Here is a 19903-nt window from a genome sequence, read left to right as displayed (position 1 = left end):
AAACTAGAATAGTGTATTTTTATCAGCTGCTTACGATTGTCCTGTCCTTCCTGGGAGCGCGCCGCCGTGTTTTTGAGCGCGCTGTTGTGAAATCCTGCTCAGGCATCGCTCAGTCCTCGAACGTCACAGTCATGCCGTTCTTCACCAGATGGGCGAGCTCCGTGACGTCCCAATTGGTGAGGCGAACGCAGCCGCTCGACATGGCCTTGCCGACCTTCTCTGGCTCGGGCGAGCCATGGATGCCGAAATGCTCCTTGTCGAGATCGATCCACATCACGCCGACAGGATTGTTGGGGCCAGCCGGGACGACCATCGGCTTGTCGGGCCGGTCCTTGTGGCCTTCGAGCTTCAGATCGGGATTATAGGTCCAGGTGGGCTTTTCCGCGGTGCCGGTGATCTTGAGATCGCCTGTGGGTGCCGGGTTCTCCTTGCTGCCGATCGACGCGGGATAGAGCGCCAGCACCGTCCCGTCCTTGTCGAGGACCTTCAGGGTGCGGTCGGATTTGTCGATGAGGATGCGGTCTACGGCGTCGGGCTTGATGTCGGCGGCGCGTTTGTCATCAAGCGCGGGCACCACGATTTCGGTGCCTTCCTTGGTGAAATCGGCGTCGGGATTGAGGGCCTTCAACGCGTCTTCATCCATGTGGAAGCGCTCGGCCAAGGCTTCGCGCGGTCCGGTGTAGGCGAGGCTTTCCAGCGCGGCCATATCGGCGATGCCGTCCGGGATCTTCTCGACGAAGGGCCCTTTCACATCGTCTGCGGTGATCGTGTAGCGGGTAAGGACATCTCCCTCCGCGCCCTCGCCAAGCTTTTCCCAGGTCGCTCGGTCGAGCTTGCCCGTTTCCTTCAAGCCTTGTGCCGATTGGAACGCCTTGAGCGCGATCTCCGTGGCATCGCCGAAGACGCCGTCGATGGCGCCCGGCGAATAACGCTGGCGATCCAGCTGGATCTGCGCTTTCAACAGAGCGGCGCGGTTGCCGGTCTCGGCTTTCTCCGAGAAATCGGCCGCGTTGACCGTGTCGGGCGTCAGCTTCTCGGCAGCGATCGCCGGCGCGCTTAGGGCCATGAGGACACATACCAGAATGCCGCTCTGCTTCATCATCCGTCTCCAATGTGCGGGGACAACACGCGAAATCGCTGTTCGGTTGCGCCCATGACGGACGTTGCGGCTCGTATTTTCCCGATTGAGGACCCGCAGGATGTGCGCGTTGCGCCTTTCCGCGATGTGAAGGAGCGCGATCTTGTTGGACGCGCGGGCCAGTTCATTGCGGAAGGCGAGGTTGTGTTGCGGGGCCTGCTTCGCTCGAAGCGGCATCGTGCGGTGTCGGTGCTGATCGCTGAGAAGAGGGTCGAGGCATTGCGCCCCCTGTTGGCGCAGGTGCCGGCGGATGTGCCGATTTATACCGCAGGGCAGGCGGTGATGGACGCTATTGCCGGATTTCACATGCATCGCGGCATCCTGGCGCTGGGCGAACGGACGCAGGAGCCCGACGCGGACGGGATGCTGGCGCAATTGCCTGAGCGGGCTTTGGTGCTCGTGCTGGTCGGCATCGCCAATCACGACAATGTCGGCGGTTTGTTTCGCAATGCTGCGGCTTTCGGCGTGGATGCCGTGCTGTTGGACGCGACGAGTTGCGATCCGCTCTACCGAAAGTCCATTCGCGTTTCCGTCGGGGCCGCCTTGGAGGTGCCGTTCGTGCGCTTGGGGGCGGGGGTGGATGCGCTCGATCTGCTGGAGCGGCATGGCTTCAGCCCAATCGCGCTGACACCGTCGGGCCCGGTCGACGTGAGCGAACTGCAACGACCGCCCCGCGCTGCGGTTATCGTGGGTGCGGAAGGGCCGGGGCTGCCGGCCGATATACTGACGCGCGTGGAGGGCGTGCGCATTGCCATGGCGCCGGGCTTCGATTCGCTCAACGTCGCGACCTCAAGCGGCATCGTGCTTCATCGGCTGGCGGACAACCTCTCCTGACATTCCGCATTTCATTACCCTGAATCCATTTCATGCGCATCTTGCTTTCATTTGCATTCAGAAGTCAGATGAAAATGCGAGAGATCGCGGGAAATGAAAAGGCTTCCAAATCAAGGAGGCCAATGGGGAGGAAGAAGGATGAGACAGACAAAATGTCTGCTGGCAGCTGCGTGTGCAGTTTCCGTATTGGTGAGCTCCGGAGCTTACGCAGCCGATTATTTTCTGGCGACAGGACGTTGGGACAACACCGTCATCGTGATCGATCTCAAGAAAGCGATCGATCCGAGCAATGACGGGACGCCGAATGCAGTCATCAACCGCCTTCGCGTAACGCCTGACATCGATGTAGGCTCGGGAAAAATGGATACAATTTCCAGCGGCCAGCCGATCGTTATCACGATCGATTCCCAAGCGCGCCGCGCTTATGTCGTGAACCATTCCGGGAAATCCACGCCGGAGCAGGCCGGTAGCTTTCAGCATGGCTGGCCCGGGTCAGTCACGATCGTCAATCTCGACAAGGCGCTTGATACCAAAAACAACGGCACTCTGGGCGCGGTCGAGGGGTACATCGATTCCCAGGGCTTCGGGGCAACTGGCTTTGCGGTGGGGCCGGACGGCAAGCATGCGGCTCTGGCGCATGCGGAAGACAAGGGCCATGAGGATGGCGGTCGCTTCATCAACATCGTCGATTTGCAGAAGGGCGAAGTCGTCCACAAGATCCCGCAGGCTTACGGCAAGGCCGGATCGGATTGTCCGCCGGCGAAGCTTCCCTACAAGGCGCCTGATCCTGGCTTCGGCTGTTACGCCGACACAAACGGCGTAACGATCAGCCCGCTCGGCGGCGGCATGATCTTTACCGCGAATGGCGGTACGAACGACGTTTCGGTGATCAGCTTCGAGAAGGCTATCACCGGAGATCAGGCGGCGGAACTCGGCCGGGTGCCGATGCAGACGGGCGGGTTCGGCATCTCGACCAGCCCGGACGGCCGCCATGTCGTGGTGGCCTCGCGCGAGGATGCGCGGGATGGCAGCGAGGGCAACACCGTCTCCATCATCGATGTAGAAAAGGCGATCAAGGATCCGGCCACGAGCGAGGTGGCGCGTATCCTGAGCGGGACAGATGACAAGAACGAGGCAACGCGTCCGTTCGCGGCGGCGTTCACGCCGGACGGTTCGAAGATCGTCGCCAGCAATTTCCGGGCGAACAATCTCTCGATCATCGATGTGAAGAAGGCGCTGGCGGGCGAAAAGGCCGAGATCAAGCGCGTTCCGCTTGAAACGCCGAATGGCGAACAGTCGCGGCCGCGCGGCATCGCCTTCTCGTCCGATGGCAAATATTTTGCGATTTCCGGAGCGCCCAAGAGCAAGGCCAACAGCGGCGTGGTCTGGATTCTGGATACCGAGACATTCGAGGTGAAGGGGCGCGTGACCGAAATCGGCAACGAGACCTACCTCATCGGCGGTTTCACCGATTGATCCGGAAGCGTCGGGAGGAGGCGGTTAGCCGCCTTCTCCACATCTCGGCTCAGCCTTTTTTGGATGAGCGCCGAACGAGTTGCATCACTGCCTCGCGTTGATCGGCATTCATGTGATCCAGGAACGAGCCGGCCGCGGTGCGTGCTTCGATCGTAGCGGGTTCGTCCATCACGGTCTGAGCGTGCTCCTTGGCCTCCTGCTCGGAGGTCGCATCACGATGGCCCGTCAGCGATGCGGTGACGGCCTTGATGCCGTCGCGGACCGCTTCCGTGCCCTCATGCGCGATCTCCTTCGCGGCGTAGGACGCGCCGGAAGCGGCCGTGCCGAGTGCCACTCCGGGGTGCTTGCGGATGAGATGCTTCAGCGCATGCCAAGCCGCGCGCTGAAGAAGTGGCCGCCGGTGCTTTTTGTCAGATCCGCCGTGTCCGCCGGCCATTCCGGGTCCTCAATGATGAGACGGGCGGGCCTTGGCGACGCGCGGAGTGCGGGCACGGGTCTTCGGCGCGACCGGAGCGCGTGCCGGCACGTCGGCCTTCGCGGCCTTTTCCTTCTCGTCGTTCTCGACACCGGGGATCACGGCGCGTGCCGCGTCGCCGATCACCTCGGCCATTGCGCCGGTAACGCCCTTGGCAAGATCCTTCGCGAGATTGCCGGCCTTCTTCGTCTTCTTCACAGCATTGTCGCCGGCGTCTTCCAGCACTTCGTGGTTCCGGGCCGCGATGATGCCGGCAGCAGCCGTGGCGCCGGCGATCAGCGCATCACCCAGGATCTTGCGACCGGTGTCACTGGCCAGCAGGCCGGTCACAACGGGAGATTTGCGGATGGCCTTCGGGATCTTGAACCCGGCAACCTTTTTCGGGATCTTGTTCTTCTTGGCCAATTCTTTGCTCCTCGCCGTTCGACGGACGTAAAACGCCTGTTACAGACAGGCTAAATGATGATCATCCCGTCATAGTTCATCGTATTGTCACAAACGAGGGCTGGCTTTGAAGATTCTTCCAAGGCTTCCTTAAAGAACGATGCTGAGGCGTTTGGCGGCGCGTGTGATGCCGGTGTAGAGCCAGCGGGCGCGGCTGTCGGAGAAGGCGAAGCTCTCGTCGAAAAGGACGACGTCGTCCCATTGCGAACCCTGGGATTTGTGCACTGTCAGCACATAGCCGTAATCGAACTCGTCGTAAGCGCGGCGCTCTTCCCAGGACATGTCCTCGATGCCGCCGAGGAAACATTCAGGCCGCACCGTGACCTTGGTCTCGCGCGCGGCGCCGTCGTCCTCCGGACGGATGCGCATGGTGACCAGCTTCGATTTCGAGGCGCGGCGCTCGGTGACGGTCCACAGACCGCCGTTGAACAGGGCCTTGCGGCGGTTGTTGCGCAGGCAGACCAGCTTGTCGCCGACCATGGGCAATTCTTCGGTGAGGCCGCGCCGCTCGCGCATGCGCTTGTTGTAGGCGCGGCGTGTGTTGTTGCGGCCCACCAGCACCTGCTCGGCCCCCAGCACGCGGGCGGGATCGAGATTCTGCCTGGTCACCACCTCCGTCTCACCATAGGTGCCCTGCACGAGCGGACGTCCGGCACGCACGTCCATGGAGAGCCGCACGATGGGATCATCCTCCGCCTGGCGGTGGACTTCGGTGAGCATTACGTCCGGCTCGGCATTGGTGAAAAAGCCGCCGCCCTGGACCGGAGGAAGCTGGGCCGGATCGCCGAGCACCAGCACGGGCACATCGAAGGACATCAGGTCGCGGCCAAGCTCCGCATCGACCATGGAGCATTCGTCGACGACGATCAGCTTGGCGCGTGAGGCAGGCGCCTCGTCCCACAATTCGAAGCTCGGCGTTTCCTCGCCGCTTTCCTTGGCCTTGTAGATCAGGCTGTGGAGCGTGGAGGCACCTTCGCAGCCCCGGCTGCGCATGACGAGCGCGGCCTTGCCGGTAAAGGCGGCGTATTTGACCGTGCCGTCGATGCCTTCCGCCAGATGGCGGGCGAGGGTGGTCTTGCCGGTGCCGGCATAGCCGAACAGGCGGAACACCTGCGGGGTGCCGCCGCGTCCGGGCTTGGACTTGAGCCAGTCCGACGCCGCCTGGAGCGCGGCGTCCTGATGGGGGGTGAATGCGGGCATGGGAATCGCCCGCAATCCTAGTGCAAGCGCCTTTGGCGGTCGATCAGGGAGCGACTTCCCACACCGTCATGACATTGGCCTCGATCTCCTGTTCGCCCTGGGCGACAGGAACTTTCGCGGCGCTGTGCTGCGCGATTTCCGCGCGCATCATCAGGGGCCGGGGCGGCGGAGCATTGACGTTCTGGTCGCTGATCTCACGCAGCCGGCCGAGCTTGACGCCGGCGGCTTCGGCAAACAATTCGGCCTTGGCGCGGGCGTTCTCGAACGCCTTCTTGCGGGCTTCGCTCAGCACCTTGTCCTTGTCGGAAATGTCGAAGACCAGATTGTCGATCTGGTTGGAGCCTTCCGTCACGACCTTGTCGAGGATGCTGCCGAGATTGGCGAGATCGCGCACCTTCACGGTCACGGCGTTGCGGACCTCATAGCCGGCGATGCGCGGAGGCTGCCGCGCAGAGGAGCTGGAAACGGACGAAACGGAAGTATAGCGTGGCTGCACGGAGAAGCCGGAAGTGGCGATGTCCCTTTCCTCGATTCCGGCCGAGCGGAGAGAGGCGATCAGCTTGTCCATGGCGGCGTTGCTGGAATCGAGCGCGGCGCGCGCGGTCTTGGCTTCGCTCACCACACCCGAGGTCAGCACCGCGATATCGGGCGCTGCGGAAGCCGTTCCCTGACCCAACAGGCTGAACGTGGCCGGCTTCGGGCCATGACCCGGAGGCGGCGATGCCGGCTGAGCAAGCGCGGGCGCGGAGGCAAGAAGGGCAAGGCAGACAAGGATATGACGCATAAAACGCTCCGTGATTTGGAACATTATCTCACGGGTCAATGAAGGCACGATAAAGGCGAAGGGCCCGTGATGGTGGATGATCTCCACGTCGAGCGAGTGGAGGGTTAAAGCGCTGCGAGGGTTTCGAAATACGAGATCTGCTAAAAACTAAAGAGCGCGCCCGGTGGGTGCCGGGCGCGCTTATTCTACGGCAATTACGTCTCAGAATTTATAGGAAAAATCGGCCTTCAGCTGATTGTCCGAGGATTCATCACCGAACTGACCCGTATATGTGATCCCAAGTGCAGTTGCCGAGGACACAGCGAAGTCGAGGCCGACTTCGACTACCGCGGCATTCTCCGATAGCGGCGCCCCGTCGATGGTAAAGGCGCCCGTGCCGGCGAAGGCCAGAGAGGTGCTCGGCTGATCATCAAATGCATGGCGCCAGCCGATCATGCCCCGGCCCGTGACTTGTTGCTCGCCCCACAGGAAGTCGGTCGATGCGCGAAGTCCCAACGTCGAGAAGGTGACATCCGTGTCCTGGTCTGCGGACGAAAGAGCTGCCGCGCCGCCATCTTCGGTGAAGCCGTCCGTGTCGACATTGACATAGGCGATGCCAGCGAAGGGTTCAAACGTGGCGCGGCCGGTCACGATCTCATAGCCAACTTCGCCGAACACCTGGGTAGTGCCCGCATCGTAGTCGGCCGGCAAGGTATCGGCGAAGCCGCCGAAGGCCACGGCTCGTTGCGTTTCCACGTCATTCCAGCTGTACGCTGCCCCGGCCTTGATGCCGAAGCCGGAAATCCTGGTTCCTCCATAGATGCCGACATGCACGCTGTCGGCTTCTGCCGAAGAAGCCCGGTCATCGAGCTCGAACTCGGAATGGCTGTAGCCGGCGAGAATGCCGAGGTGCACGCGATCGGTGATCATCCCATCGGCGCCCACGAGGAAGCCGCCGACATCACGTTCCAGCCGACCGGTGTTGGCGTTGCGGTCGTTCTCACCCCACGATCCATACACCTGGCCCCACACGCCCGTATTGTTGAAGCCCGTCGCGCCGGCCGAACCTGTCGCAATCGAGGCTGTGGTGTCGTTCTCGACGAAAGCACCCTGAACCCGTCGCAGAGCGGCGTCACGAACGTGCCGGCTTTCCTCGATGAGGCCCGTCTTCACAGAGGCATGAACCTCACCGGAAAGCTGATCGAGCGCGCCCCGGACCTCTTCTACCGAGCTCAGTGCCAAGGCGGAAGCAAGGCGGCTGCTAGATGCAAGGCCGTCCAGCGCGGAGGCGGTTGCGGACTGGTTCGACGTCTCCGCCGCGGATACGAACGAGACGTCGTTGCGCTCTATGGTGAGGAGGACGTTGTTCGCATCGTAATCCAACGTGGCGTCGATGAACGCGTAATCGTCGGAGAAGGTCACACCGGTGAACTGCGTGCCGTTCAGCGAGCCGGCCGTCAGAATGGTGTAGGGGCTGTTGAGCACGAAGCCGCCCAAAGGCGTCACCCGGACTTCGCCGTTCAACGTGGCCGTACCGCCGACCTCAATGAGATCGGAATTGCCAAGTGCGTCAATTTCCACCTCATAAATCGAGGTGGGGCTGAGCACCAGATTTCCGGCGACGCTGATCACGCCGGGAGAATTGCCCGGTGCGAGAATGCCCGCACTGCCGAGATCGCCGTTGATGTACCAATTGCCGCCCATCCGGGAGGAGCTGTCGACGGAGACGTTGCCGGCAACGTTGATGCGGTTCTCGACCGTGCCGCCGATTGTGCTCGAACCGTTGGCGAGCGTGACGTTCCCCCCGATCTGCGCACCTTGATCGCTGAAGGTATAGTCGGTGCCATTTCCGCTGAGATTGCCCTCGATCAGCGTCTCGCCCTCGAAGTCGACGGTGCCGCCGGGTGCTGAGAAGAAATTGCGGACGCCGCGGAGGATGCCGGCGAAGTCAGCACCTTCCTCGAGCCGGACATCGGTCCCGCCGTTTGCGGATTTCTCACCTTCGTCCAGGATGTCCCCGCGTGTGATGGACCCGGCGCCGAGCGTCAGATCCACCACGCCCTCCGCGCCGTTGCCGGCCCGATCGACCCGAAGCAATGTGCCGTCATTCTGCGTGGCAACCGCTCCGTCACCCAGGACAATGTTGGCCTGGGCTGCGCTATCGAAACTCGCGACGAACGTGCTTCCGGCGGAGCTGATCGTCGATGACGAAAGATCCACGTTCCCGCCATTGGTCAAAACGACTCCGGAACCCGCGGCCGAGCTCAGCTGAGCGTTTCTGATCGTGACGGAGCCGCCTTCCAACTCGACTGCTGCGGCGCCTGCACCGGATGTCGACACCGAGCCGCCATCCATCACGACATCTCCAAGGTAGGAGAGGATGCCGCTCGCATTGGTGCCTTCTGTCGAGATGGACACGTTCGCGAGGTTGATGTCGCCCTGATACGCGTAGGCGCCGAGAGCGCCAGCGCCGCGCGTTTCTATCGAGGTTCCGCTGGCATCGATGCGGGAATTCGCTCCCTGAGCCAGCAATCCGTAGGCGTTCTGGCCGGAGGTCGTAATCGAGCCGCCTTCGATGTCGATCGTTCCGGCTCCCACGCCAGCGGCGTCGGAAAAGGCGAAAGCCCCCCAAGCCCTGTCGCCGGTCGTCGTTATGGTGTCGTTCGTGCTGAATGCACGGCTTTGCTGCCGGTTGCCCGAAGCGAGAAGGCCGAGAACCGCGTCTCCTTCCACCTGGATCGTGCTGTTGGACGTCCGGATCGTTCCTGAGCGCACTTTCACGCCGGCCGCAGGCTCGGCGGTTGTCGAACCCGTCGCCCGGAGGGTGATATTCAGGTTGTCGCCAATGATCTCGGCTCCGGAACCATTGGTATAAAGGCCGCCGGCGTCCTTGGCGCCATCGATCGAAATGGCCGTGCCGCTGAGGGTGGCCTGGCCACTCACGACGCTGACCCCGCTCACATACTTCGCAGTTCCGCTCTGGGTGATCGATCCGCCGGAGAGGCGGGCGGATCCCTCCGTCAACGTCAAGCCTGCATTATTAGAGCTCTGGGTGATGACGAGGCCCTCTCCCTGCAGAGCCGCGCCATTGGTCACTCGAATGCCGCTGTAGGGATTGCCGGCCGACGTGAGCGTCTGGTCCGTGCCGATTGTCGTCGTCTGGGCGAAGGCCCCGGTCGCGCTTACCAGGAGAAAAGAGGTCAACGCGCTTGTGCTGAGGAGTACCGCCCGAGACCGGGATCGTTGAGCACGCGGCTGGCTTGTCGGGTTCATAAGCGGACTACTCCCTCAATTTCAGGAGCACTCCACATATAATAACCCCAAGTTGCAATAATTTATTCCCTCAACCAAACCGTATGGCCGATGGTCGTGGTTTTATCGCAACAGTATAAAATCATTAACTTTTTCCGTTCCGCGTATGCCGGCGTTTCGGATGCTCTGCTTCCCTCTTGCGCGCATACGAATTCGGAAAAATTTCAAATGCCAGCACCATCATGAATGGAATCTGGCGCCAGATTTTCTTTGGTTTATTAGAAACAACAACGCAGTCGCGTCAGCGATCTCTTTTGCGTTGTTACCTTGATGATTCTGCGTGTTGGCCGCAGGGGTGCCGGGTTATTGGACAGGATGCAGAGCTCCTGTCCCCGTAAGCCTTGAAACTGTGGTGGGCCCGGAGGGACTCGAACCCCCAACCAGACCGTTATGAGCGGTCGGCTCTAACCATTGAGCTACAGGCCCAGCCCGAAGGCGATTCTTCATAGACCAGAGCGGGGGCGGCCGTCACCTGGATTGAGACGATCCGGCGATCATTCAACCACCCATTTCAGGAGGGGCGCATGTTTCGGGGAATCGTGATCGAGCGCGTTGGCAAGAACTCCGTGGCGCGACTGGCCGATCTAAACGAGGAGGATCTGCCGGAGGGCGACGTCGTCGTTGCGATCAGCCATTCCACCCTGAACTACAAGGATGCCCTGGCCATAACGGGGCGGGGACAGGTGGTGCGGCGATTTCCGATGGTGCCGGGCATCGACTTTGCCGGCCGGGTCGAGGCGAGCCATCATCCGGATGTCGCTGTCGGTGACCGCGTTCTGCTCAATGGCTGGGGACTGGGAGAGACCCGCTGGGGTGGGCTGGCGGAAAAAGCGCGCGTCTGCGGAGACTGGCTCATTCCACTGCCCCCGGGCTTCGATGCCGAGCACGCCATGGCGCTGGGAACTGCCGGCTATACGGCGGCGCTGGCTGTGAGGCGCTTGCAGCACCTCGGCATCACGCCTGCACGCGGCGACGTGCTGGTGACCGGCGCCAATGGAGGAGTGGGCGGTGTTGCCATCGTGCTTCTGCACGCGCTCGGCTTCCGGGTGGTCGCGGCGACCGGACGGCCCGAGCAGGGCGATTATCTGCGGTTGCTCGGTGCGGACGAGGTGATCGACCGGGCGGAATTGTCCATGCCCGGCAAGCCTCTGCAGGCGGAGCGTTGGGCCGGCGCGATCGACAGCGTGGGCAGTCACACGCTCGCCAATGTTTGTGCGGCGATGAAGCATGACGGCCTGGTGGCCGCCTGTGGGCTGGCACAGGGAATGGAGTTCCCCGCGACCGTGGCGCCGTTCATCCTGCGCGGCGTCACGCTCGCCGGCATCAACAGCGTTTATCGCCCGCGTATGGACCGGCTCGACGCGTGGAGCCTCCTGGCTGAGCATGTCGATGCCGAACGGCTTGCCGCGATGACACACACAATCCCGCTCGGCGCGGCAATCGAGGCGGCGTCCGATCTGCTGGATGGCAAGGTGCGCGGCCGCCTCGTCGTGGCGATGGACTGACGGAACGAGCCTTTGCCGCCAGCGTTGCCTCCCGACAGGAGGAGCGTCATGGCCGGCAAGAGCTTCAAAGCGGGCGACACGGTGAAATGGGACACCTCGCAAGGTGAGACCCGGGGCCATGTGGTGAAGACCATTACGAAGCCCATGAAGATCAAGTCGTTCACCGCCAAGGCGTCCAAGGACGATCCGAAGATCCTCGTGGAGAGCGACAAGAGCGGGGCGCGTGCCGCGCACAAGCCCGGCGAATTGCGCAAGGACTGAGGGATGGCGGTTCGCATCGGTTATCACGCCTCCCACGAGCAGTTCTCGCCGCGTGATCTTCTTCGCCATGTGCAGGAAGCGGAGGAGGCGGGCTTCGCCTGCGCCATGTCGTCGGAGCATTTCGCGCCGTGGAGCGAGCGTCAGGGCCAATCCGGTTTCGCCTATTCCTGGATGGGCGCAGCGCTGCAGGCGACTTCGCTGCCCATGGGCATGCTCTCCATCCCCATGAATTTCCGGTTTCATCCGGCCATCGTGGCGCAGGCCGGCGCGACGCTGGCACAGATGTTTCCCGGCCGGTTCCGCTGGATGGCGCTCGGCACCGGCGAGGCACTGAACGAGCACATCCTGGCCGAGCCCTGGCCCGACAAGGCGGAGCGGACGGAACGGTTGCGCGCGGCGGTCGATATCATCCGCGCGCTTTTCCGGGGCGAGACGGTGAGCTGCGACGGGCCTATACCCACCGATGAGGCGCGGCTCTACACGCTTCCGGAAACGCCGCCGCTTTTGTTCGGCGCCGCGCTGACACCGAAGACGGCGGAATGGGCCGGCGGCTGGGCGGACGGGCTTGCCGTGATCAACCAGCCCATCGAAAAATTGCAGGAGATGATCGCAGCGTTCCGGCGTGGTGGTGGTGCGGGCAAGCCGATCGCGCTGCAGGTTCATCTGTCCTACGCCGCAAGCGACGGCCTTGCGCGCGCCAATGCCTTCGATCAATGGCGCAGCAATGTGATGACCCCGGACATGGCCGCCAATTATCGGATGCCGCGGGAATTCGACCAGGCGGCCGAGAACGTGCGGCCAGAGGATTTGGATCAGGCGGTGCTGATCTCATCAGACCTCGATTGGCATCTTGAGCGATTGCGGGACTTTGCCGCGCTCGGCTTCGAGGAGATCTATCTGCACAATGTCGGCCGCAACCAGAGCGAGTTCGTTCGGGACTTCGGGCGAGACATCCTCCCGGCCTTGGGTCAGAATGTGCCGAAGACTGCGGATATGGCGCTTTGATCAAACTTTCCTGTTCCCGGCAAAGACAAAGTCGCGCAGCGCCCTATATGTAGGGTGTGAGCAATTTGAATGCATGAAGGAGCCGGCCCATGAGCGATAAAGAACTCACCCGGGAGACGCGGCTCAAAGTCGCCGAGGAGAAGCAGCGCGAAGGCGCCAAGGCCATGGCGGAATACGAAGCCGCACGTGTGGCGCTGAACGAGCGCACCGTGAAGCTTCGCGCACTGCGGCTCGAGCGCGAGGCCGCCGATGCCGTCGCGGAGGCGAAGGCCGTCAAGGCCAAGGCCGCGGCCGCCAAGAAGGCTGCTACCGCGAAAGCCGCCAAGGCCGCTGCGAAGCCTGTGCGGAAAAAGGTTGCCGCGACCGCCTGACGGGCCGGAGCGAACTAGTCCAGCGTTTGCGGATCGAAGGGATCGGAGTTCGGGTGGCTCGGGACTTTCCCGGCCTGCCACATCTCGTCGTGCACGCGCGTGCCGGAATCGGTGACGCGGTAGATTTCCTCGTCCTGCTCATTGCGGCCGCGCGATTCCAGCAGGCCATGGCCGATCAACGCCCGGATGGCTTCGCTGCCGAGCTCGGGCCAATTGCTGGCGGGAGATTCGAAATCGTGCGCGCGGGCGAAGCGATCGAGGGCGCGTCGTTGGGCCGTGTTGAGGTCGCGGTAGGTCGTCATCCGCGTCATCTAGGCCGGCAGCGCGTGCGCCGCCAGCCCGACAAGGCCAATCAGCCCACGAGAAGGGCGATCCCGGTCAGCGCCATCGCTGCACCGGCTGTGCGGACGACCAGCGGATTGCGCACAAGGACGCCCGCGCCGACGCCCATTGCGTGGAGCAGGATCGTCGCCGCCGCGAAGCCGGCGCTGTAGCCAAAGGCATCGGCGTCGAGCGGCATTTCCGCGCCATGGGCGTGGCCGTGAAACAGGGCGAAGAACCCGACGAGCGCCATCGCTGCCGTAAGCGGCCATGACAGGCCGAGCGCGGTCACGGCTCCCAGCATGATGATGGACGCCGTGATGCCAAGCTCGACGGCCGGCAGATCGACACCTGTTATGCCGAGCCCGCCGCCGACCAGCATCATGCCGACGAAGGCCGCAGGCACGGCCCACAGAGCGCGGCCGCCCAAAATCGACGCGAACAGGCCCACGGCGACCATGGCAAGGACGTGATCGAGCCCGCCGATGGGATGCGCGAAACCGTGGATGAAGCCGTGCGTATCGCCAACACCCGTATGAGCAAGAGCCGGCGTCGCGGCGAGAGCGGCGACAAGCCCGAAGGCTGCGATGGGTGTTCTGGTCATCCTGCGTTATCCCCCCGGATCAGGCTGCGGCGGCGGATAGGCCGCCTGCGCGTTCGATGAAGCTCGCCACGGCATCCACCCCGATGCCGCCGCGAATGTTGCTGAAGACGTAGGGCCGCTGGCCGCGCATACGCCTGGTGTCGTCTTCCATGATCTGCAAATCCGCGCCGACATAGGGTGCCAGATCGATCTTGTTGACGACGAGAAGGTCGGAGCGGGTGATGCCGGGGCCGCCCTTGCGCGGGATCTTCTCGCCGCCGGCGACGTCGATGACATAGATCGTGATGTCGGCGAGTTCCGGGGAGAAGGTGGCGGCCAGATTGTCGCCGCCGCTTTCGATCAGCACCACGTCGAGCGCCGGGAATTTGCGGCGCATGTCGGCCACGGCCGCGAGGTTGATCGACGCATCCTCGCGGATCGCCGTATGGGGGCAGCCGCCGGTTTCGACGCCGATGATGCGCTCTTCCGGCAGCGCGCCGGCCACGGTCAGGAGCCGGGCGTCTTCTTTGGTGTAGATGTCGTTGGTGATGGCGCAGATGTCGTAGCGATCGCGGAACGTCTTGCAGAGCGCTTCCATCAGCGCCGTCTTGCCGGAGCCGACCGGGCCGCCGATGCCGACACGCAGGGGACCGTTGGGGGAACTCATGAGCGGAACAGCCTCGTATATTGGGTTTCGTGGCGGAAGGAGCCGAGATCGGCCCGGAACGTGCAGGCGCTGAGATCGTCTATCGTCGCGCGTTCGGCTTCGGCCGCGATCTCGCGGATGACTGGCATCAGCGCATTGATGACGCGCATGCCAGCGGTCTGGCCGATAGGCGCCGAGCGGATCGCGGCGGAAACGAGATTTTGGGCGAAGGCGAGGACGAATGCGGGCAAGGTGTCGCCCAGTGGAATGCGATGTGCGGCGGCGGCCATGCCGACCGCGACGGGATAGGCGATGCGATCGATGTCCCCGGCCAGCGTGGTGATCTGGGGCCGGGGCCAGGCTGCGAGCGCGGCATCGAGGAAGCTTCGGCCCTGCTGCGACGTTTCCAAATAGAGCTCGGCGGACGGAGCGAGGGCGAGGGCGAGTTCGTTGATTCCGCTCAAGGCCTTGGCGTCATCGGCTGAGACGGCACGCCAGCTTTCCGCGAGCAGGATGGCGTCGTTTCGGCCGGCTCCATGCTTCAGCATGTCCGCGAGCCAGATGAGCAGGGATGCTTCATCCATGATGTCGCCGTCTTCCACGGCCCATTCGAGGCCGTGGGAGTAGGCATAGGCGCCGACCGGGAAGGATGGCGACAGCCAGGCGAACAGCGGCAGCGACGATGCTGCATATTCGCCCGGCCGATCAGTCATGGTGATGACCGCAGCCGCATTGATGGCCGTGCTCGTTCTCGTGGTGCTCGTGAACGTGGGGCCGGTCATCGCCGTGGACGTGAAGCACGTCGCGGCTGGCCGTGCTGCCGTGGCCATGGTCCGTGTGCTCGTGATAGGCGCCACGCTCGGGGCGGAAGGGACGCTTTACGGGCTCGGCGCTGCCGCCGAGCCCGCGCACCATCTCGACCAGTACGTGGTCCGGTGCGAAATAGATCGCATCCTTCGTGATCTCCGCCGGCACATGACGATTGCCGAGATGCCAGGCGAGCTTCATCAGCCGAAGGGGGTTGGAGGTGGTCACCTCGATCAGGTCTTCGTTCGCGGCCACGATCTGTATGAGGCGGCCATCGTCGAGCTTCACGGCATCGCCGTCGTCCGTCACCGAGGCGGTTCCGAGATCGAGAAGGAATTCCAGGCCCTGATCGGTCGTCATCGCCATGCGGCGGCGATGGCGCGATTGATGATCGAGCGTGATGGTGCCCGCGACATCGGCGGGCTTTACCGCCAGTTTGCGGACGATCTGGGTGGCGCGGTTCATGCGGCGTTCCTCTGTGATCCGATGCGGGTGTAGGCACTGGTCACAGTATAATCCTTGTTGGGGCCGGTGACGCTGTTAACGATGGTGAAGGTCCCGTCCGACGCAAATCGATAGGCGGTGACGTAGAGATCGCGCCCGCATCGATGCGGAGCTTCTCCGATCAGGCTGCCCTCGTCCGTGCGCGACAGACGCACGCGGTGGAACAGGCGCGGCGCGGCGTCCGCGAAGTGAACCGAGAAGCCGTCATCCTCCGGGTCGAAACGGTACCGCCGCTCGGCGGCGAATGTGCCGTGCGGAAGAACCAGGTCGCCACGTTCCTGATAATCGAGCCCGCCATCCGACCGCAGGCTGAAATCGGCGGTGCCGCTGAGCGTGCCAGCGGGTGCGACGACACGGTCCAGTCTCCACGATCCTTCCAAACCGGCGAACAGGGAACGCAAGGTGTCGTCCATCGGCATCAGAACATGAAATAGCGCTGCGCCATCGGCAGCTTTTTGGCCGGTTCGCAGACCAGAAGCTCGCCGTCGGCGCGCACGTCGTAAGTCTCCGGGTCGATCTCGATGACGGGCGTGGCGTCGTTCAGGATCATGCTCTTCTTGCCGATGCCGCCACGCGTGTTGTCGACGGCGACAAATTCCTTCAGCGCTCCGAGCCGGTCGCGCAGACCGTTTTGCAAGGCCGATTTCGAGACGAAGGTCAGGGACGTGGACTGCGCCGCACGGCCATAGGCGCCGAACATAGGACGGTAGTGCACCGGCTGCGGAGTGGGGATGGAGGCGTTCGGGTCTCCCATCGGGGCCGCCGCGATGGCGCCGCCCTTGATGATGAGATCGGGCTTCACGCCGAAGAAGGCGGGCGTCCACAGAACGAGATCGGCCAGCTTGCCGGCTTCGATCGAGCCGATGTGCGCCGAGACGCCGTGGGCGATCGCCGGATTGATGGTGTATTTGGCGATGTAGCGGCGCGCGCGCAGATTGTCGTTCTCGCCGCGCTCCTCGAACAGCCGGCCGCGCTGCTGCTTCATCTTGTCGGCGGTCTGCCAGGTGCGGATGATGACCTCGCCGACGCGGCCCATGGCCTGGCTGTCGGAGGACATCATCGAGAGCGCGCCGAGATCGTGGAGGATGTCCTCCGCTGCGATGGTCTCCTTGCGGATGCGGCTTTCGGCAAAGGCGAGGTCTTCCGGGATCGACGGCGACAGATGGTGGCAGACCATCAGCATGTCGAGATGCTCGTCCAGCGTGTTCACCGTGAACGGGCGCGTGGGATTGGTGGAAGAGGGCAGCACGTTGTGCAGGCCCGCCACTTTCATGATGTCCGGCGCATGGCCGCCGCCCGCGCCTTCGGTGTGAAAAGCATGAATGGTGCGGCCCTGGAAGGCGGCGATGGTGTCCTCGACGAAGCCGGATTCATTCAGCGTGTCGGAATGGATCATCACCTGCACGTCATGACTATCCGCCACCGAGAGGCAGCAATCGATGGCGGCGGGCGTGGTGCCCCAATCCTCGTGGAGTTTGAGCGCGCAGGCGCCGGCCAGCACCATCTCCTCCAGCGCGCCGGGCAGCGACGCATTGCCCTTGCCGGCGAACCCGAGATTCATGGGGAAGCTGTCGGCCGCCTCGATCATGCGCGCCAGATGCCATGGTCCGGGCGTGCAGGTGGTGGCGAAGGTGCCCGTGGCCGGCCCGGTGCCGCCGCCCAGCATGGAGGTGACGCCGCTCATCAGCGCCTCCTCGATCTGCTGCGGGCAGATGAAGTGGATGTGCGTGTCGAAGCCGCCGGCCGTCAGAATCTTGCCTTCGCCCGCGATGATTTCGGTGCCGGGGCCGATGATGATGTCGATGCCCGGCTGAACGTCCGGATTGCCAGCCTTTCCGATGGCGGCGATGCGCCCGTTCTTGAGCCCGACATCGGCCTTCACGATCCCCCAATGATCGAGGATCACGGCATTGGTGATGACGGTGTCCATGGCGCCGTCGGCATTGCTGATCTGGCTCTGGCCCATGCCGTCGCGGATGACCTTGCCGCCGCCGAACTTCACCTCTTCGCCGTAGGTGGTGAAGTCCTTTTCGATCTCGATCTCGAGCGAGGTGTCGGCCAGGCGAACCTTGTCGCCGGTCGTGGGGCCGAACATGTCGGCATAGGCGGCACGGGGAAGGGAGGCCATTAGATCAGGCTCCTTGCTTCTTCTGCTGTGCGGTCGAACAAGTCTGCTAGAGACGTGCTGCCATCGCGACAGCCCGCTACCACCTTCTCCGCGAACGACACGTAATCCAGCAGACGATCCCGCTCCCAGTTATCGGGGGGGCTGGCCATGAGAGAGCGGACATTGCTGATCTTGTCCGCGATCTTCAGCGCTTTGCCAGCAGCAGATTTGTGAGGAGCGTTCTCGATCTGCTTCTGGCGCTGCTCGGCTTTTAAAAGACTTTTGTCATCCGTGGCTTCGGCAACGAGAGACGCAACGTTGGCACCAAACTCTTTTTCGAGCTCATCGCGCGTTGTTTCCGTGTCTTCGATTGTGTCGTGGAGCCATCCTGCTGCAACGAGATCAGCGTCCGCACCATGGTCGGCAAGAAGGGCCGCAACCTCTGCGAGGTGGTTTATATAAGGTTCTTGAGCGCGGCCCTTGCGTCGGTCGCCAACATGTCGGCGGGCGGCGAGATCAGCCGCGCGTGAAACCAGTTGGATGCCGTCCATCAAAGTTTTCCCATCACGTCGCCACGGAAGCCGTAGACTTCGCGCTTGCCGCCAAGTGGGACGAGCGTCACCTCACGGCTGGCGCCGGGTTCGAAGCGGACCGCGGTGCCGGGCGCGATGTCGAGCCGCATGCCACGTGCCTTCTCGCGCTCGAAGCGCAGGCCGGGATTGGCCTCGTAGAAATGATAATGGCTGCCGATCTGGATCGGCCGGTCTCCGATATTGGCGACTTCGAGCGAGATGCGGGTTGCGCCCTCATTGAAGATGATCTCGCCAGGCAGTGGGGTGACGCAGCCGGGCACGTTCTCCGACGCCGCTCCCCTGATGGGATGGTGAACCGTGACGAGCTTGGTGCCGTCCGGAAACGTAGCTTCGACCTGGATGTCGTGGATCATCTCGGCGATGCCTTCCATGACCTGGTCGGTGGTCAGGACGCCCGCGCCGCCCTCCATCAGTTCAGCCACGGTCCGGCCGTCGCGCGCGCCTTCCACCACATATTCCGTGATGATGGCGACTGCTTCCGGATGGTTCAGCCTGACGCCGCGTTCCAGCCTGTTGCGGGCCACCATCGCGGCCATGGCGACGAGCAGCTTGTCCTTTTCACGGGGCGTGAGGTTCACCGATGAGGTCCTTGTTATCCGTGCCAGACGCGGGGCAGGGGATGCCCCAGAAACTTGGTGAGAAAAGCCGTGCAGCTGCGTCGCAGCGGACCGATCTCAGGTGCCAGAAAGCGAACGGAGAGAAGGCCGTTCCAGGTACTTGCACCGCATGCACATTCCGCGCCAACGAGATGCTCACGCGCGGCTTCGAGGCGGGCTTCGGCGTCGGGCGCGACGTAAAGAAAAGTGGCGATGGCCGTGGCCCCGGCGGTGATGGACGGACGGGCCAGCTGTTCGTGAATGGGCCCCTGAAGGTGAAAATCCTCGGCGAAGACGAGGCGGTCTTCGCGGCGGATCCGCCAGCGATCGTGAAGCAGGCCGTCCGTCATCCGCTCGCCCCGGGCGCTGCGGCCGAACATGATGGCTTCGAACATTGCGAGACGGGAATCGGCTGCGATCTCGGCCTCGAACGAGCGGCGGGCACGGGCATGGTCGTAGAGGATCGTTTCCTGCGGAAGCCAGGACAGCCGTGCCCCCCTTTCCAAATTCAGGCGGACGTGGATTTCGGAAACATCCCCATCGGACCGATAGATCCGCTCGGCGGCGGGCGAGGTGATGACGATTTCGCTGCCTGTTTTTGCGGCAATCTGCACATTCATGCGGTCGCCGCAGGCAATACCTCCGCCTGTGTTCATCATCACGGCTTCGAGTCGTGGACCGTGCGCGTTCGGGAAACGCAGCCGCAGGGGCCCGCTCTCGGCCAGATGCATCGTGCGGGTCGCAGACCCGAAGCGGCCGGCCTCGAAGACGATGCGTCCCTCGGCACGCTGGCGCCGTGGGCTTTGTGCCGTAAATGAAGAGGCGCGGGGATCGGCGTACATCGGTATCCGGCATTGGAAATTCGCCGGACGGTCGGGCTTTTTGCCAACAAAGTCAAAGCGGCGGCCGTGCAAAATCCGTGCAAAAACACGAGGCGGCTGGGGTCGCGGCATCGGTCATCC

General features: G+C 63.3%; 22 protein-coding genes and 1 tRNA gene. 6 read left to right on the top strand and 17 right to left on the bottom strand.

Annotated features, from left to right (window positions below):
* Positions 1-109 precede the first annotated feature (109 nt).
* Positions 110-1102, bottom strand: coding sequence for a L,D-transpeptidase family protein (locus tag ACQ6S1_RS04205; protein WP_445039890.1), 993 nt, complete (start codon positions 1100-1102; stop codon positions 110-112).
* A 51-nt stretch (positions 1103-1153) separates the two neighbouring features.
* On the opposite strand from ACQ6S1_RS04205, the gene ACQ6S1_RS04200 reads away from it, so the two are divergent.
* Positions 1154-1972, top strand: coding sequence for a TrmH family RNA methyltransferase (locus tag ACQ6S1_RS04200; RefSeq protein WP_445039889.1), 819 nt, complete (start codon positions 1154-1156; stop codon positions 1970-1972).
* A gap of 138 nt (positions 1973-2110) precedes the next feature.
* Positions 2111-3448: a YncE family protein gene (locus tag ACQ6S1_RS04195; RefSeq protein WP_445039888.1), complete on the top strand. Its 1338-nt coding sequence runs from the start codon at positions 2111-2113 to the stop codon at positions 3446-3448.
* Between the two features lie 49 nt (positions 3449-3497).
* Here ACQ6S1_RS04195 and ACQ6S1_RS04190 read toward each other — a convergent pair whose 3' ends face one another.
* The 6 genes from ACQ6S1_RS04190 to ACQ6S1_RS04165 all read right to left on the bottom strand — a co-directional run bounded on the left by ACQ6S1_RS04190 (position 3498) and on the right by ACQ6S1_RS04165 (position 10068).
* Positions 3498-3884, bottom strand: coding sequence for a hypothetical protein (locus ACQ6S1_RS04190; protein WP_445039887.1), 387 nt, complete (start codon positions 3882-3884; stop codon positions 3498-3500).
* A gap of 9 nt (positions 3885-3893) precedes the next feature.
* Positions 3894-4328 (bottom strand): hypothetical protein, encoded by a 435-nt coding sequence (locus tag ACQ6S1_RS04185; protein WP_445039886.1) that lies wholly within the window; start codon positions 4326-4328, stop codon positions 3894-3896.
* A 129-nt stretch (positions 4329-4457) separates the two neighbouring features.
* Positions 4458-5567, bottom strand: a complete 1110-nt coding sequence (locus ACQ6S1_RS04180) for an ATP-dependent DNA helicase (protein WP_445039885.1) — start codon at positions 5565-5567, stop codon at positions 4458-4460.
* 43 nt (positions 5568-5610) lie between these two features.
* Complete coding sequence (locus tag ACQ6S1_RS04175) at positions 5611-6351, bottom strand: SIMPL domain-containing protein (protein ID WP_445039884.1); 741 nt, start codon at positions 6349-6351, stop codon at positions 5611-5613.
* Positions 6352-6552: 201 nt separating this feature from the next.
* Positions 6553-9534 carry an autotransporter outer membrane beta-barrel domain-containing protein gene (locus tag ACQ6S1_RS04170; RefSeq protein ID WP_445039883.1) on the bottom strand — a complete coding sequence of 994 codons (2982 nt, stop codon included), beginning with the start codon at positions 9532-9534 and terminating at the stop codon, positions 6553-6555.
* A gap of 458 nt (positions 9535-9992) precedes the next feature.
* Positions 9993-10068: transfer RNA gene (locus ACQ6S1_RS04165), tRNA-Ile, on the bottom strand.
* Between the two features lie 98 nt (positions 10069-10166).
* Here ACQ6S1_RS04165 and acuI point away from each other — a divergent pair.
* The 4 genes from acuI (at position 10167) to ACQ6S1_RS04145 (ending at position 12784) form a co-directional block, all read left to right on the top strand.
* Positions 10167-11147, top strand: coding sequence for an acrylyl-CoA reductase (NADPH) (acuI, locus tag ACQ6S1_RS04160; protein ID WP_445039882.1), 981 nt, complete (start codon positions 10167-10169; stop codon positions 11145-11147).
* A 48-nt stretch (positions 11148-11195) separates the two neighbouring features.
* The gene (locus tag ACQ6S1_RS04155; RefSeq protein ID WP_445039881.1) at positions 11196-11408 is read left to right on the top strand and encodes a hypervirulence associated TUDOR domain-containing protein; all 213 of its coding nucleotides are present in this window, start codon (positions 11196-11198) and stop codon (positions 11406-11408) included.
* Between the two features lie 3 nt (positions 11409-11411).
* A complete protein-coding gene (locus tag ACQ6S1_RS04150; protein ID WP_445039880.1) occupies positions 11412-12413 on the top strand; it encodes a TIGR03885 family FMN-dependent LLM class oxidoreductase in 1002 nt (333 codons plus the stop codon).
* Between the two features lie 89 nt (positions 12414-12502).
* Positions 12503-12784 carry a hypothetical protein gene (locus ACQ6S1_RS04145; protein WP_445039879.1) on the top strand — a complete coding sequence of 94 codons (282 nt, stop codon included), beginning with the start codon at positions 12503-12505 and terminating at the stop codon, positions 12782-12784.
* A gap of 14 nt (positions 12785-12798) precedes the next feature.
* Here ACQ6S1_RS04145 and ACQ6S1_RS04140 read toward each other — a convergent pair whose 3' ends face one another.
* From ACQ6S1_RS04140 to ACQ6S1_RS04095, 10 genes are read right to left on the bottom strand one after another with little or no spacing between them, the layout of a single operon-like run.
* Positions 12799-13086: a hypothetical protein gene (locus tag ACQ6S1_RS04140; RefSeq protein ID WP_445039878.1), complete on the bottom strand. Its 288-nt coding sequence runs from the start codon at positions 13084-13086 to the stop codon at positions 12799-12801.
* A 50-nt stretch (positions 13087-13136) separates the two neighbouring features.
* Positions 13137-13709, bottom strand: coding sequence for a HupE/UreJ family protein (locus ACQ6S1_RS04135; protein WP_445039877.1), 573 nt, complete (start codon positions 13707-13709; stop codon positions 13137-13139).
* A gap of 19 nt (positions 13710-13728) precedes the next feature.
* On the bottom strand, positions 13729-14355 hold the full coding sequence (gene ureG / locus ACQ6S1_RS04130) for an urease accessory protein UreG (protein WP_445039876.1): 627 nt from the start codon (positions 14353-14355) through the stop codon (positions 13729-13731).
* Positions 14352-15047, bottom strand: coding sequence for an urease accessory protein UreF (locus ACQ6S1_RS04125; protein ID WP_445039875.1), 696 nt, complete (start codon positions 15045-15047; stop codon positions 14352-14354). Before ACQ6S1_RS04125 ends, ureG begins: the two co-directional genes overlap by 4 nt.
* Positions 15040-15606 carry an urease accessory protein UreE gene (locus ACQ6S1_RS04120; RefSeq protein ID WP_445039874.1) on the bottom strand — a complete coding sequence of 189 codons (567 nt, stop codon included), beginning with the start codon at positions 15604-15606 and terminating at the stop codon, positions 15040-15042. The genes ACQ6S1_RS04125 and ACQ6S1_RS04120 overlap by 8 nt, the downstream gene beginning before the upstream one ends.
* A complete protein-coding gene (locus ACQ6S1_RS04115) occupies positions 15603-16058 on the bottom strand; it encodes a DUF6314 family protein (protein WP_445039873.1) in 456 nt (151 codons plus the stop codon). The genes ACQ6S1_RS04120 and ACQ6S1_RS04115 overlap by 4 nt, the downstream gene beginning before the upstream one ends.
* Positions 16059-16063: 5 nt before the next feature.
* A complete protein-coding gene (ureC, locus tag ACQ6S1_RS04110; RefSeq protein ID WP_445039872.1) occupies positions 16064-17773 on the bottom strand; it encodes an urease subunit alpha in 1710 nt (569 codons plus the stop codon).
* Complete coding sequence (locus ACQ6S1_RS04105; protein ID WP_445039871.1) at positions 17773-18303, bottom strand: HD domain-containing protein; 531 nt, start codon at positions 18301-18303, stop codon at positions 17773-17775. The genes ureC and ACQ6S1_RS04105 overlap by 1 nt, the downstream gene beginning before the upstream one ends.
* Positions 18303-18923 carry an urease subunit gamma gene (locus tag ACQ6S1_RS04100; RefSeq protein WP_445039870.1) on the bottom strand — a complete coding sequence of 207 codons (621 nt, stop codon included), beginning with the start codon at positions 18921-18923 and terminating at the stop codon, positions 18303-18305. Before ACQ6S1_RS04100 ends, ACQ6S1_RS04105 begins: the two co-directional genes overlap by 1 nt.
* Positions 18924-18937: 14 nt before the next feature.
* A complete protein-coding gene (locus tag ACQ6S1_RS04095; protein ID WP_445039869.1) occupies positions 18938-19783 on the bottom strand; it encodes an urease accessory protein UreD in 846 nt (281 codons plus the stop codon).
* Between the last annotated feature and the right edge of the window lie 120 nt (positions 19784-19903).

It is taken from the genome of Terrihabitans aquatilis (assembly GCF_052542005.1).
This window is presented reverse-complemented; position numbering and strand designations above follow the sequence as displayed.

Excerpts from the sequence above, each read along its gene's own strand:
- ACQ6S1_RS04205 (WP_445039890.1), bottom strand. The coding sequence starts at position 1,102 with ATGATGAAGCAGAGCGGCATTCTGGTATGTGTCCTCATGGCCCTAAGC.
- ACQ6S1_RS04200 (WP_445039889.1), top strand. The coding sequence starts at position 1,154 with ATGACGGACGTTGCGGCTCGTATTTTCCCGATTGAGGACCCGCAGGAT.
- ACQ6S1_RS04195 (WP_445039888.1), top strand. The coding sequence starts at position 2,111 with ATGAGACAGACAAAATGTCTGCTGGCAGCTGCGTGTGCAGTTTCCGTA.
- ACQ6S1_RS04190 (WP_445039887.1), bottom strand. The coding sequence starts at position 3,884 with ATGGCCGGCGGACACGGCGGATCTGACAAAAAGCACCGGCGGCCACTT.
- ACQ6S1_RS04180 (WP_445039885.1), bottom strand. The coding sequence starts at position 5,567 with ATGCCCGCATTCACCCCCCATCAGGACGCCGCGCTCCAGGCGGCGTCG.
- ACQ6S1_RS04175 (WP_445039884.1), bottom strand. The coding sequence starts at position 6,351 with ATGCGTCATATCCTTGTCTGCCTTGCCCTTCTTGCCTCCGCGCCCGCG.
- acuI (WP_445039882.1), top strand. The coding sequence starts at position 10,167 with ATGTTTCGGGGAATCGTGATCGAGCGCGTTGGCAAGAACTCCGTGGCG.
- ACQ6S1_RS04155 (WP_445039881.1), top strand. The coding sequence starts at position 11,196 with ATGGCCGGCAAGAGCTTCAAAGCGGGCGACACGGTGAAATGGGACACC.
- ACQ6S1_RS04150 (WP_445039880.1), top strand. The coding sequence starts at position 11,412 with ATGGCGGTTCGCATCGGTTATCACGCCTCCCACGAGCAGTTCTCGCCG.
- ACQ6S1_RS04145 (WP_445039879.1), top strand. The coding sequence starts at position 12,503 with ATGAGCGATAAAGAACTCACCCGGGAGACGCGGCTCAAAGTCGCCGAG.
- ACQ6S1_RS04140 (WP_445039878.1), bottom strand. The coding sequence starts at position 13,086 with ATGACGACCTACCGCGACCTCAACACGGCCCAACGACGCGCCCTCGAT.
- ACQ6S1_RS04135 (WP_445039877.1), bottom strand. The coding sequence starts at position 13,709 with ATGACCAGAACACCCATCGCAGCCTTCGGGCTTGTCGCCGCTCTCGCC.
- ureG (WP_445039876.1), bottom strand. The coding sequence starts at position 14,355 with ATGAGTTCCCCCAACGGTCCCCTGCGTGTCGGCATCGGCGGCCCGGTC.
- ACQ6S1_RS04125 (WP_445039875.1), bottom strand. The coding sequence starts at position 15,047 with ATGACTGATCGGCCGGGCGAATATGCAGCATCGTCGCTGCCGCTGTTC.
- ACQ6S1_RS04120 (WP_445039874.1), bottom strand. The coding sequence starts at position 15,606 with ATGAACCGCGCCACCCAGATCGTCCGCAAACTGGCGGTAAAGCCCGCC.
- ACQ6S1_RS04115 (WP_445039873.1), bottom strand. The coding sequence starts at position 16,058 with ATGGACGACACCTTGCGTTCCCTGTTCGCCGGTTTGGAAGGATCGTGG.
- ureC (WP_445039872.1), bottom strand. The coding sequence starts at position 17,773 with ATGGCCTCCCTTCCCCGTGCCGCCTATGCCGACATGTTCGGCCCCACG.
- ACQ6S1_RS04105 (WP_445039871.1), bottom strand. The coding sequence starts at position 18,303 with ATGGACGGCATCCAACTGGTTTCACGCGCGGCTGATCTCGCCGCCCGC.
- ACQ6S1_RS04095 (WP_445039869.1), bottom strand. The coding sequence starts at position 19,783 with ATGTACGCCGATCCCCGCGCCTCTTCATTTACGGCACAAAGCCCACGG.